The organism is Streptomyces sp. NBC_00390 (genome assembly GCF_036057275.1).
Taxonomy (GTDB): domain Bacteria; phylum Actinomycetota; class Actinomycetes; order Streptomycetales; family Streptomycetaceae; genus Streptomyces.
In genome coordinates this window covers 379,379-392,198 of the sequence record NZ_CP107945.1, presented here as the reverse complement: position 1 = coordinate 392,198, position 12,820 = coordinate 379,379, and the positions used below count along the sequence as shown (strand labels likewise).

The window sequence follows — 12,820 nt, the reverse complement described above, 5'->3', positions numbered from 1 at the left end:
ACGCTGGAATCCCGTACCTCCGTGCTCCTGCAGAACAACCTTTCCGAAGGCCGCGGGCATGAAAGGATCAGCAGTGTTCAGCACCGTTTCCGTCGTCGGGCTCGGATATATCGGGCTACCGACCGCCGCTGCTCTTGCCACCAAGGGAGTAGATGTCGTAGGAGTAGATGTCGACCGGGCCATCGTGGACATGATCAACGCTGGTCGGGCGCCGTTCGTGGAGCCCGACCTCGCCGTTGCCGTCAGTGGTGCGGTCGCGATGGGCCGCTTGCGTGCGACCCTGAAACCAGAGACCGCTGAGGCGTTCATCATCGCCGTCCCCACCCCCATCGGTGCGAACCGAGAGCCGGACCTCTCGTGTGTCCAGGCAGCCGCGGAGGCGGTGGCCGAGGTTCTTGATGCCGGTGCCTTGGTGGTGCTGGAGTCCACGTCGCCACCGGGAACGACGGTTCAGCTGTCCCGTTGGCTGGCCGAGCGACGGCCCGATCTGACCTTCCCGCACAGCGCCGGCAATGCTGCCGACGTGCGAGTGGCCCACTGCCCCGAGCGTGTGCTGCCGGGCAGGATCATGATCGAGATGGTTACCAACGACCGCTTGATCGGTGGGGTGAGTGAGCGTTGCGGGGCGCGGGCAAAGGCTCTGTACGAGCTCTTCACACAGGGGCAGTGCCACATCACGGACGCAACCACGGCCGAGATCGCGAAACTGAGCGAGAACGCCTTTCGCGATGTCAACATCGCCTTCGCGAACGAGCTGTCGATGATCTGCGACCAGTTGGACCTCGACACCGCGGATGTGATCGCGCTGGCCAACCGGCACCCGCGGGTGAACATCCTGCAACCCGGACCTGGAGTGGGTGGGCACTGCATTGCGGTCGATCCGTGGTTCATCGTCTCCGCGGCTCCCGAGCAGGCCCGGCTGATCAGAACGGCCAGGCAGGTGAACGACGCCAAACCCGCACATGTGATCGCGGAGGTGTCCCGGACGGCGTCCCGGTTCAAGGACCCGGTGATCGCGTGCCTGGGACTGTCGTTCAAGGCGAATGTGGACGACCTGCGTGAGAGCCCCGCCCTGCATATCGTGACAGAGCTGGCCAGGCAGGATATCGGCCGCCTGCTCGTGGTGGAACCACACATCGGTGAACTCCCTGCGCGACTCGTCGGCACGGGTCAGGCGAAGCTCGTCGACCTCGAGGCGGCCCTCCACGAAGCGGATGTCATCGTCCTGCTCGTTGACCATGACGCCTTCCGTCCGGTCAAGCGGACCACGCTGCGGGGCAAGGTCGTGTTCGACACCCGCGGCCTGTGGCACTGAAGTTCCGGCCTGAGGCGACGAGCCTGCGGGAGTGCATGAGCTCCAGGTGCTTTGACCGGTCGCCGGCACCCCGAGCGGGTCACCGGCGACCGGTCACGATGACATACCAGCCGAAGGGCCGGAACCATCTCGGCAGGAGGCTGCCGCGGAACGCCGGATGGTCGACAGCCACCTGCACCTGGTGAAACTGTGAGAACAGTTCCTTGGCGGACCGGCGGCTGTAGAGACGCACGAGCGGGGGGTGTGTCAACTCCGCAGCGCCGAATTCGAGTTCAGACAGGAAATCCCGCCAGGTCTGCGAGCGCCAGCGCAGCCTGACGGCGTATTCAATGGCTTTGTGTGCCGCGAACAGGCTGTGCTTGTGGTAGAGCGCAACCATGAACTTCCCGCCGGGCCGCATCACCCGCCACATCTCCGCCACCGCCCGCTCCGGATGATCGGTGTGATGCAGAACGCCGAAGGAATATACGGCGTCAAAGGTGTGTGCCGGGAATGGCATGTTCTCGGCGTCGGCCACCTGCGCAAGTCCCGGTCGCCCTTCCAGATCCAGGCGTTTCTGGGTGAGCCACGCGCCACGAGGTGCCAAGTCGATGGCGGCTGTTTCGTCGGCCATGCTCGCGATCACTGAGTGGTCGGTCCCCGCGCCGCAACCAATCTCAAGGACGCGCCCGGAAGGCGCCCATGACCGCAAACGCGCCGGGAGTCACGGTTGCAGGGCATACCGGCTGCGAGTCATCTGCTCGTAGAAATCCGGCGTGCCTTCGGCGGCTGATGCATGATTCGTGCCCGCGGGGTTTTCCTGCCACTGCGTTCCTGCCGCGACGCGTGCGTGATTCTCCATGAGTTCGATCCTAGCGACCGGAAGTCGACCGGCTCTTATTTCCCGGGCCCGGTGATTCGGGAAAGGGAGTATCCGTTGGAGCAGTCTTCTTCCGCACATGGCGTCAGATCCCGTCGAGGAGGTCCGACTTCCGCCGTGGCCAACACGTCACTCGCCGACGCGGGTCAGCCGACGTGCCCCTTCTGGCACGTCGACCGGGCCACTCTGCGGGGCGACGCCACCGTCGGCGGACGCGGCCTCCTGTACCGGCTCCCAGCAGAACTCGCTGGGTGCGTCGCACAGTCCGAACCAGGCCCCGAGTGCCTGCACGGTCCGTTCCGCCGCACGTCCGTCTCCGTACGGGTTGACCGCATTCACCATCGCGGCGTAGGCGCCCGGATCATGCAGGAGCCGGGTCACCTCCGCCACGATGCGCGCCCTGTCCGTGCCGACCAACGCCGCGGTTCCAGCGGCGACGCCCTCGGGACGCTCGGTCGTATGACGCATCACCAGCACGGGCTTTCCCAGACTCGGACCCTCTTCCTGCACCCCTCCGCTGTCGGTGAGGATGAGGTGCGCGCGGCTCATCAAGTGGGCGAAGCCCGTGTAGTCCACCGGCTCGAGAATTCTGACGTTCGGCAACTGCTGGAGCCTGGGAACAACGGCGGCGCGAACCGCGGGGTTGCGATGGACGGGAAACACCACCAGAACGTCCGGGTGAAGTGTTGCCACCGTCGCGACCGCGTCGGCGATGGCTTCCATTCCGCTGCCCCATGACTCACGCCGATGTGCGGTGACCAGGACAATCCGCCGGGATTCCCCATCGAGACAGGCCAGTTCCGGGAACTGCCCGTGACCGGCCACGCGACTCACCGTGGACAGGAGCGCGTCGATCACGGTGTTTCCCGTGACCACCACGGAGTCTCCATCGATGCCCTCTCGCAGCAGATTGGCACGGGCGTTCCACGTCGGCGCCAGGTGCAGATCCGAAAGTTGCGTGGTGAGCCGGCGGTTCACCTCCTCCGGATACGGCGAATACCGGGAGCTCGTCCGCAGCCCGGCCTCCAGATGTGCCACGGGAATCCTGTGGTAAAAGGCGGCCAGCGCGCCGGCGAGCGTTGTGGTGGTGTCACCCTGCACCAGGACGATGTCCGGGCGCTCCCGGGTGATGACGGGCTGAATGCGCTGCAGCGTGCGGGTGGTGATGTCGGCGAGGGTCTGCCGCTCTGTGAGGATGTCCAGGTCGTGATCGGGCTCGATACCGAAGACCCGGTTGACCTGGTCGAGCATCGATCGGTGCTGTCCCGTCACCACGACCAGGGGATCGAAGGCCGAGGCTCCACGCAGTGCTTCGATGACGGGGGCCATTTTGATCGCTTCGGGGCGGGTGCCGTAAACGGCCATGACTCTTTTCACGCTGCGCCTCCCGGCTATGCGGTCCCCCAAGCCCGAGACCGTAACTCGCGGAATGGTGATCGCAGAGGCAGGCAATACCCTCAGTCACCCGAGCGGATCATCGCCGCACCGCCTTTGACAGCGAATCATCCGGCCAACGGTGTTGCGTGGTTGGACAAAGCCTTTCAGCACATACCTTGACGTACGCCGGATTACACAAGAGGTCGCCCTCTGGAGGTTCCGCTGACTGCACATTTCGACCGTCGAGCCGACCCGAGCGGGCGACAGCGTTGGGCGGTGCTGACCGAGTCGCCGTACCAGTTGTCCGGAGCCAGGAACACTGCGGCATCGGTGCTCGGGCAGGAACCCGTCATCGTCATGGCCGCGTCCGACGCAGTCCGGAACATCCCCGCATACCGTGCACGACTCCGTCAGCAGGGAGTGTCCGGCGTCGCGTTGCTCAGCAGCGATGCGGCACGGCGGCACTATGCGACGCCCTACGAACTGATGGTCGCGCTGGCACCCGCGCGCCGGCGAACCCTCATCGACACGAGCGGCGCCGGGTCGCAGGAGCGCGTCGGCGGTCTGGCATCGCTGACGTTCCGGTGCGCCGTGGACGCCGTGACCGCCGGCGGTTACGTCCTGCGCGAATTGATGGCCAGCCGGAACTACCAGCGGACCGTCCCTCTCCCGCGCCCGGCGTCCGGATCCCGGTGCCTGCTTGCGCTGTGGCGGGACGCGGGCGCGAGCGGGGTAGGGGGAGCGGTCAGCCATGTGTCGGGGATCCTCTCCGGCTTCCGGCGGCTCGGCTGGCAGGTGGTCCTGGTGACCAGCAGTGAACCGCCTCAGCAGCTCCGATCCGCGGTGAACGTGGTCGAGGTCGCAGTGCCGTTGCCCCGCGGGGCCCGGTTCACCAGAGAGTCCGCCCGGATCGCGGCCAACGAATCCATGCGCCGTGCGGCCCTGTCCGCCGCGCGTCGCATGCCGCCCGCCTTCGTGTACGAACGCAACGCCTTCCTGAGCCGTGCCGGCGCCGATGTGAGCCGCGAACTGGGCGTCCCCATGGTGCTCGAGTGGAATGCCTCCGACGTCTGGGTGAACCGGAACTGGTATCGGCACGCTCCGCTGAGCGGGCTGTTCCAGACGATCGGCGCCCGCGTGGAGCGGTATTCCGTCCGCAGCGCCACCGTCGTGGCCGCGGTGTCCCAGGGGGCGGCACAGATCGCCACGGACATGGGAGCGGATTCCGCCACCGTGGCCGTGATGCCCAACGCGGTGGACCCGGATTCCGTCCCCGCACCTTCACCGATGCCGCCCCGCGAGCGGGCTGTGGTGGGGTGGATCGGCAGCTTCGGTCCGTGGCACGGCGTCGAGGTGGCCGTCGAGAGCCTGCAGCATCTGCCGGCGAACGTCGAGTTCGTTCTGATCGGCGACGGGGAGCAGCGGGCCGAATGCGAACGACTCGCCCGCCGGCTGGGCGTCCACGACCGCATCACCTGGTCCGGCACCTTGCCCCGCCCGGAGGCGCTTCGCATGCTCTCCGATTGTGACGTCCTGCTCTCTCCCCACCACTGGACGGGAAGCGGCCCGTTCTTCGGCTCGCCGACGAAGCTGTTCGAGTACATGGCGCTGGGAAGGCCGATCGTGGCCAGCAGGCTGGACCAGATCGGCGAGATCCTTCAGGACGGCGTCACCGCGGTGCTCACCGAGCCGGGCGATCCGGCGGACCTCGCCCGTGGTGTCACGCAGGTGCTGGCCATGCCGGACCGTGGGGCTGAACTGGGCGTCAGGGCCCGAAGGGACGCCCTGGAGAACCACACATGGGACAGGCGCGCCGAGCAGATCCTCGCCCGGCTGCCGCTGTCTGCCGCCTGTACGGCGGCGGAAGGGAACTGACTGTGTGTGGCATCACCGGGGTATTCGAGTACGGGCGCGCGGTGGGGAACGTGATGCCCGAGACGGTCACGCGGATGCGTGACGTGCTGGCTCATCGCGGCCCGGACGGCGCAGGGGTTCACGTGACGCAGGACGGCAGGGTCGGCCTGGGGCACCGGCGCCTGGCGATCATCGATCTTGCCCAAGGCGCGCAGCCGATGTTCGGCGAGCGCGGTGAGTGCCTGGTCTTCAACGGAGAGATCTACAACTACACGGTCCTGCGCCGGGGTCTCGAGAGCCGCGGAGCACGCTTTCGCACCAACTGCGACACCGAGGTGATCATCCACGCGTACCGGCACTACGGCGATGAGTGTGTGAAGCATCTGACCGGCATGTTCGCCTTTGCTCTCTGGGATCCGGAACGGGAGCGTCTGCTCTTCGCCCGGGACCCGCTCGGCGAGAAGCCCTTCTACTGGACCGTCAAGGACGGCACTTTTCTGTTCGCCTCCGAGACGAAGGCGATCCTGGCGCATCCGCGGGTCACGGCGGAGGTCAATACCGGCGTCCTGGACAGTTACCTCGCCCATCTTGTCGTGCCGTCGCCGAGCACTCTCTACCGTGACATCAGCAAGCTGCCCCCCGGGACGGCCGGGTCGTGCGACGCGACCGGGGTCCGCACCTGGCGGTTCCGGGACGTCACCGAGCCCCGTACGTTCCTCGACGTATCGCTGCAGGAGGCCGCCTCGCGCGTGCGGGACCTGCTGGCACAGTCGGTTCAGGCACGCCTGATGAGTGACGTGCCCGTGGGTGTTCTGCTGAGCGGGGGGTTCGACTCCACCGCGCTCGTCGCCCTGATGCGGGACCAGGTCGCCCGCCCGTCCACGTTCTCGGTCGGCTTCGACGGCGCGCACGCGCTCGACGAGAGACGTGAGGCACGCTGGGTGGCCCGGCACTTCGGCACGGACCACCACGAGGTGACGGTGTCGGCCGAGGACGCGCTGCAGGCGCTCGCGGCCATGGTCCACCACCAGGACGAACCGCTCGCGGACCCTGTCTGCATGCCGCTGGGCTTCGTCTGCGAACTGGCACGGCAGCGCGATGTCCCCGTCGTCCTGGCAGGTGAGGGTGCCGACGAGCTGTTCTGGGGATACCCCTCATACGTTCGTTCCCTGCGGCGGCAGCGCGAGCTGCGCGCATTCCAGGCGTTGCCCGCTCCGGCGCGCCGGATGCTTCCCCGACTGGTACCCGCGTCCCGTCGCGGACGGAGCTTCGACGTCCTCGTAGGAGCCGCGCGCGGCAGACAGCTTCCGATGCACTACCCGCTGGGTCTGCCGGCCTCGCTGCGCTCGTCATTGCTCGTACCTGGCCCGTACGACTCCCCGTGGACACCGGCAGAGCCGACGGACGGCGAGACGCGGACGCAGACCCTGGCGTTCGACACCCAGCACTACGAGTTCTCCGTGCGTCTGCCCGAACTGCTGCTCATGCGGATCGACCGCTTCTCGATGGCGCACTCCGTGGAAGCCCGTGTGCCGTTCCTCGCCCCGGAGCTCGTGGAGTTCGCCTACCGGCTGCCCGTTGAGCACAAACTGGATGAGGGCAGGACCAAGGTGGTGCTGCGCCGGGCACTCGCCGACGTCGTACCCGAGCGCGTGGCGAACCGCGCCAAGCAGGGCTTCGGAGCGCCGATCGGGAACTGGCTGCGAGGGCCCATGGGCCAGGTGCTTCTCGAGCTCCTCTCCGCCCCGGCGATGCGGCGCTACTTCCGGGCCGAGACTCTCGTCGGCATGGTCGCCGACCACCAGACGGGGCGTGCGCGGAACGAGTGGGCTCTGTGGACGATCCTCAACTTCGCCCTGTGGCACCGCGTCTGGATCGAAGGAGTCCCACCGGACGAGCTGACCGACCGGATGCTGCGCAGGTGCACCGTTGAAGCAGGATGACCACGCCGACCGCCTCGAACTCCGGTCTCCGCGCCTGGCACGGCTACGGCGGCGAACCGCCGTCGCGGCAGGACTTCCCGCCGGTGTACTGGCCGCCGAAGCGGGCTGGCGGCTCCTTCGCACGGGATGCCGGGCACTCGCCGACGGACGGGAGCGGATGACCGGACCGCGTCCGGCACCTTCCGAGCGGTGGCGGCCGTTCGTACTCGGACCGGACAGGGCCACCCGGCCCAAGCCGGCGCCGACGGGCCTGGAACTCGAGGCGTGTCTGCGCGAGGCGGACGCCGCGCTCGACGGCAGGTTCACCGTACTCGGGTACGGAACCGTGACGGTGGATACGGACGGCCCGGGCTGGCATCAGGACCCGGTGCACGACTTCACCTGGCCGGCTTGTCACCACCGGTCCCTCGGCCCTGTTCCAGGACGTGCGGACATCAAGGTCCCGTGGGAGGTGAGCCGCCTCCAGTGGCTGGTGGCCCTGGCGCGCGCGTACACCTACACCGACGACTCCCGGTACCGGAAGGGGGCGACGAGGCTGCTGCGCTCCTGGGCCGATGCCAATCCGGTCGGCTCGGGACCGAACTGGACCAACGCGATGGAGGCCGGGATCCGCGCCACCAATCTGGTCTGGGCGGCCGAGATCCTCGACGACCCGGAATTCACGACGCTGGTCGGCGGCACGCTCCGTGATCACGGTTGGTTCATCCTCGCGAACCTGGAATACACCCCGCGGCTGACCAGCAACCATTACCTCGCCGACCTCGTCGGGCTGGTCCACATCGGCGGGGCGCTGCGCCACAGCTCCGCAGGCCGGCTCTGGCTTCGCCTCGGCAGCCGGCAACTGCAGCGGGAGATCCTCAAGCAGTTCCACGAGGACGGCTCCAACTTCGAGGCGTCCACCGGCTACCACCGGCTCTCGACCGAGTTGGCCCTCGTCGGCCTGCTCGCGCTGCGACGCCTCCACATCCCCGTCCGGCCCGAGACGGAAGCCCGCTTTCTCTCTGCGGTCGAGGCCTTGGCCGTACTCACCAAACCGGACGGGTTGCTCCCCGCCGTGGGGGACGACGACGGCGGTCTCGTGGTCGGCCTGCAGTCCGCGCGGGACGCGCGGGATGCGTCGCCGGTCATCGCCGCCGCCTCGGCCGTGAGCGACCCGAGGACACCCGAGGAGACGGCCGCGCCCGAGATGGCGCAGTGGTGCGGGGCGGCCGGGCGCCGGCCCCCCGCCCGGCCGGCCGCCGCATCCTTCCCGGCGGGCGGCTGGTACGTCCTTACGTGCGGCCCCTACTGGTGCCTCGCGGAGTGCGGAGGGGTGGGACAGCTGGGCAACGGAGGCCACGGACACAACGACACGTTGTCGTTCGTGCTCTGCGTGGACGGCCGGGAAATCGTCACAGATCCGGGTACCGGGGTGTACACGCCGGATCCCGGTCTGCGGAACCGGCTGCGGGCCACCCGCTCGCACGCCACGGTGGAGGTGGACGGTGAGGAGCAGAACCGCTTCGACCACGGACTTCTCTTCACCATGCAGGACGAGGACCGTGCCCGGGTGGTGGCTCGCTCCGAAGACGCCTCGGGCCGTCAGGTCGTCGAAGCGGTCCACGAGGGTTACCGCAGGCTCGCCGATCCGGTCCTGCACCGGCGCCGGTTCGCCCTGGACCGGGACGGGCTGGTCATCTCCGACGACATCGGCTGCCGTGCTCCGCACACGCTCGTGGTCAGTTTTCCCCTTGCGCCCGGCGTGCGGGCAAAGCCGTGCGACGGCGGCACCCGGCTGTATGCCGACGACGCAACGGCGGTGAGTCTGGTCCAGACCGCGGGCCCCGAGCTGTCCTTCCGTGTAGAGGAGATGCCATGGTCACCCGCGTACGGCCGCGTTCTCAGCACGCACGTCCTGCGCGCCACCATGTTCGTTGAGGGTCCGTGCCGGTGGGAGTTGCGGTTCCGGCGGTTGGAGGACGCGGAGTGAGGGTCCTCATGGCCGTGGTGTCGGACATCCGCAGCGATGCGCGCGTGCAACGGGAGGCCGCCGCGCTTGCGGCGGACGGGCACAGGGTGCTCGTTGTCGGCTTCGACTCCGGGATCCGCCGCCGGGACAGAAGGGTGGAGGAAGGCGTCCACTACGACGTACTGCCGTTCCCCGCCCGGAATCTTCCCAGGCTGCTGCGGTTGGCTCACGCCGTTCTCGGCCTTGTTCGCGCCTCGCTGCTCATGGCCCAGGAGCGGCCGGACGTCGTGCACTGCCACAACCTCCATCTCAGTCTGCCCGCACTGCTCGTCGCCGCCCGCCACCGTGCCGCGCTGGTGTATGACGCGCACGAACTGGAGGCGTGCATGCACCGGGGTGCGGTGCGGCGGTTGGTGGAAACGTGGGAGCGGTTGGTCTGGCGACGCGCGCAGGCCAGGATCACCACCAACCCCTCGCGTGCGGAGTACCTCGACGAACTGCACGGCGGCCGCCCCGTCGTCATCGGGAACTACCCCCGGACACCGGACTCGAGCACTGAACGGAAGGATCTGCGAGCACGCCTGGACATTCCACGGGACCGGCTTGTCCTGATCTTCCAGGGGGGTTTCTACCTGGATTCCCGCTGCTTCGACACGGTCGCGGCCGCATTGCGCGGTCTGCCGGACTGGCACTGGGTGATCATCGGTTTCGGCAGCGAGACGACGGTCAGGAAACTCCGGGACCTGGTTCACGCCTGCGGGATCGGGAATCGGACCCACATTCTTCCCCCGGTTCCGGTCGACGACCTCCTCTCCTACACCGCAGGCGCCGATGTGGGCGTCGTGGCCCTCACCAACGCTCATCTGAACTGCTATCTCGGGGACACCAACAAACTCTTCGAGTACCTGATGGCGGGCCTCGCCGTGGTGGGAAGCGACTTTCCCGAGGTCCGACGGGTCGTCCTCGACAACGCCGTCGGTCCGGTCGGGGCGTTGTTCGACCCGGCGAGTCCTGCGTCGGTCGCCATCGCCCTGCGAGGAGTCGCCGATGACCTGGCGACGTTCCGACGGAACGCAGAGAAGGTACGCGGCGAGTACTCCTGGGAGGCCGAGAGCCGGACGCTGACGGACCTGTACCAGGCACTTGCCGCGGCGGGAGCCGCACCGGACGACACCGAAGACGGGCGGGCTGGTACGCCGTCCCCTCCACCGAAAGGCGCTTGAAGTGAAGGCAGTACTGCTATCGGCCCGGGACGGTTCGATCAGCGTGGCGCAGATTCCGCCTCCCGTGCTGCAGCCGGGGGCGGTACTCATCCGTAACAGGTACTCGCTGATCAGTGCAGGCACTGAACGGGCGACACTCCAGACGGGCGCCAGCGGCATCGTGGGAAAGGCACGCCAGCGGCCCGACCAGGTGAAACAGGTGCTCGACACGGCGCGGAAGCTGGGTGTCGCCGAGACCTACCGGATGGTCCAGGACCGGCTCGACCGGCCGATGACACTGGGCTATTCCTGTGCGGGCGAGGTCATCGCTGTCGGGGAAGGGGCGGACGACATCGCCCCTGGAATGCGCGTCGCCGCAGGCGGTGCCGGTTACGCCTCCCACGCGGAGATCGTCGCCGTGCCGCGGAACCTCGTCGTCCCCGTACCGGACGGCGTGGAGGACCGCTGGGCGGCGTTCGCGACCGTGGGGGCGATCGCGCTCCAGGGCATCCACCAGGCAGAAGCGGTTCCGGGCTCCCGGATCGTGGTGATCGGCCTGGGACTTGTGGGCCAGCTCACCGTCCGGCTCCTGCGTGCCTACGGTTACGACACGGTCGGTGTCGACCGGGATCAAGCAGCAGTCGAAGCCACCCGCAGCATCGGGATCGTCGCCTACCCGCGGGACACGGAAGATCTTGCCGGTACCGTCGCGCGTCACTGGGGCGGTGTCAAGGCGGACGCGGTTCTCGTGACCGCGGCGACGACCAGCACCGATCCGGTGGAACTGGCCGGGAGCCTGGCGCGTGACAGGGCCACCGTCGTCGTCGTCGGGGACGTCAAGGTCGCCCCACCGCGATCGACTTACTACCACAAGGAACTGACGGTCCGTTACTCCCGCTCGTACGGCCCGGGGCGGTACGACCCTCGCTTCGAGGAGGCCGGCCAGCCGTACCCGGAGGGCTATGTACCGTGGACGGAACGTCGCAATCTCGCAGAGGTGCTGAGGCTCGCGCCCTCGCTGGACCTGGAGAGTCTTCAGCCGCACGTCTTCGCCGTCGACGACGCCGCCGAAGCGTACCGCGCACTTCACACCGAGCGGCCGGAGCGCCGCGTCGCCCTGCTGCTGCGCTATCCGGGGACCGCGGAGGTGACCGGCCCGCCACCGGCGCCACGTGAGCCCGCACAGTGGTCGCGCCCTTCCGGAACGGCGAGGATCGCCGCGATCGGCGCGGGCAACTTCGCCACCAAGATGCTCTTTCCCCACCTGCACCGGCAGCCCGGCGTCGCCTTCTCATGGTTGGCGAGCGCCCGCGGACTGACCGCCGTCCAGCAGGGCCGGCGGTGGGGCTTCCACACTGTCGCGGAGAGTGCCGAGCACGGACTCGGGTCGCATGACGCCGATTGCGTCATGGTGCTGTCCCGCCACGACAGCCATGGCCGCTACGCGGCGGAGGTGCTGCGCCGCGGGATCGCGCTGTACTGCGAGAAGCCCTTGGGCCTGACGGAGGACGAGCTGGACAGCGTGGCGGATGCCTGGTCACGGTCCGGTGCGCCCGCACTCGCCGGTTTCAACCGCCGGTTCGCCCCGGCCGTGCAGGAACTGCGCGCCGCGCTTCCGCAAGGGGCGCCACTGCAGATCGTGTACCGCGTATTCGCCGGCCGGCTGCCCGACGACCACTGGTACTTCGACCCCCGGCAGGGCGGTCGGCTGCTCGGCGAGGTCTGCCACTTCATCGACACAGCGAGCTTCCTCGTCCCCGGCCTGCCGGTGAGCGTGTCGGCGGTCGGAGCCGACACCCGTGACCCGGCGCGCGCCCAGAACATCACCCTGCATCTCGTCTACTCGGACTCGTCGACCGCGTCGATCGTGTACGGGGGCTCCACACCGCCCGGCGCTCCCAAGGAGCTGATCGAAGTGGCCTGCGACGGTCTGGCCGCGAGGATCGACGACTTCGCCTCCCTGACGCTGTGGAAGCGCGGAAAGGAGTCCAAGTCCGTGTTCCGCGGCGCCCCCAAGGGGCACGCCGCCGAAATGGGGGCTCTGGCCCGGCTGCTCCGCGGCGAGAACGTACCCGATGCCGACTTCCGGCTCGCCCTGTGGAGCTCCCTCGCCGCCTGCCGGGCCGCGGAGGCCATGGCCCGGGACGGGCGGGCCGAAATCGCTCCCGCGACCGGCGCGCTTGCCGCGGCCCTCGGGTGTGCGCTGCCGGCCGGCAGACAACCCGAGCCGGGGGAGTCGAACGCGGACGGAGAAGCCGCCACGCGTCAGGAGCCCGTCGGTACTGCCGGGCCGCACCACGCATGAGTGAACACAGCACGGTC

General features: G+C 68.5%; 9 protein-coding genes. 6 read left to right on the top strand and 3 right to left on the bottom strand.

The window, feature by feature from the left end; all coding sequences use genetic code 11:
- Positions 1 to 73: 73 nt before the first annotated feature.
- Positions 74 to 1,315: a UDP-N-acetyl-D-mannosamine dehydrogenase gene (wecC, locus tag OHS70_RS01660; protein ID WP_328392839.1), complete on the top strand. Its 1,242-nt coding sequence runs from the start codon at positions 74 to 76 to the stop codon at positions 1,313 to 1,315.
- Positions 1,316 to 1,394: 79 nt separating this feature from the next.
- Here wecC and OHS70_RS01655 read toward each other — a convergent pair whose 3' ends face one another.
- The 3 genes from OHS70_RS01655 to wecB all read right to left on the bottom strand — a co-directional run bounded on the left by OHS70_RS01655 (position 1,395) and on the right by wecB (position 3,539).
- Entirely contained in the window at positions 1,395 to 2,006 is a 612-nt protein-coding gene (locus OHS70_RS01655; protein ID WP_328392837.1) for a class I SAM-dependent methyltransferase, read from the bottom strand.
- Between the two features lie 12 nt (positions 2,007 to 2,018).
- On the bottom strand, positions 2,019 to 2,156 hold the full coding sequence (locus OHS70_RS01650; protein ID WP_328392835.1) for a hypothetical protein: 138 nt from the start codon (positions 2,154 to 2,156) through the stop codon (positions 2,019 to 2,021).
- A 147-nt stretch (positions 2,157 to 2,303) separates the two neighbouring features.
- Positions 2,304 to 3,539 (bottom strand): non-hydrolyzing UDP-N-acetylglucosamine 2-epimerase, encoded by a 1,236-nt coding sequence (gene wecB / locus OHS70_RS01645; protein ID WP_328392834.1) that lies wholly within the window; start codon positions 3,537 to 3,539, stop codon positions 2,304 to 2,306.
- Positions 3,540 to 3,827: 288 nt separating this feature from the next.
- On the opposite strand from wecB, the gene OHS70_RS01640 reads away from it, so the two are divergent.
- From OHS70_RS01640 to OHS70_RS01620, 5 genes are read left to right on the top strand one after another with little or no spacing between them, the layout of a single operon-like run.
- Positions 3,828 to 5,426, top strand: a complete 1,599-nt coding sequence (locus tag OHS70_RS01640; protein ID WP_328392832.1) for a glycosyltransferase family 4 protein — start codon at positions 3,828 to 3,830, stop codon at positions 5,424 to 5,426.
- Positions 5,351 to 7,348, top strand: a complete 1,998-nt coding sequence (gene asnB / locus OHS70_RS01635) for an asparagine synthase (glutamine-hydrolyzing) (RefSeq protein WP_328392830.1) — start codon at positions 5,351 to 5,353, stop codon at positions 7,346 to 7,348. The genes OHS70_RS01640 and asnB overlap by 76 nt, the downstream gene beginning before the upstream one ends.
- Positions 7,335 to 9,317, top strand: a complete 1,983-nt coding sequence (locus OHS70_RS01630; protein ID WP_328392828.1) for an alginate lyase family protein — start codon at positions 7,335 to 7,337, stop codon at positions 9,315 to 9,317. Before asnB ends, OHS70_RS01630 begins: the two co-directional genes overlap by 14 nt.
- Positions 9,318 to 9,325: 8 nt before the next feature.
- A complete protein-coding gene (locus tag OHS70_RS01625; RefSeq protein ID WP_328392826.1) occupies positions 9,326 to 10,519 on the top strand; it encodes a glycosyltransferase family 4 protein in 1,194 nt (397 codons plus the stop codon).
- A gap of 1 nt (position 10,520) precedes the next feature.
- On the top strand, positions 10,521 to 12,803 hold the full coding sequence (locus tag OHS70_RS01620) for a bi-domain-containing oxidoreductase (RefSeq protein WP_328392824.1): 2,283 nt from the start codon (positions 10,521 to 10,523) through the stop codon (positions 12,801 to 12,803).
- The last annotated feature ends 17 nt before the right edge of the window (positions 12,804 to 12,820 follow it).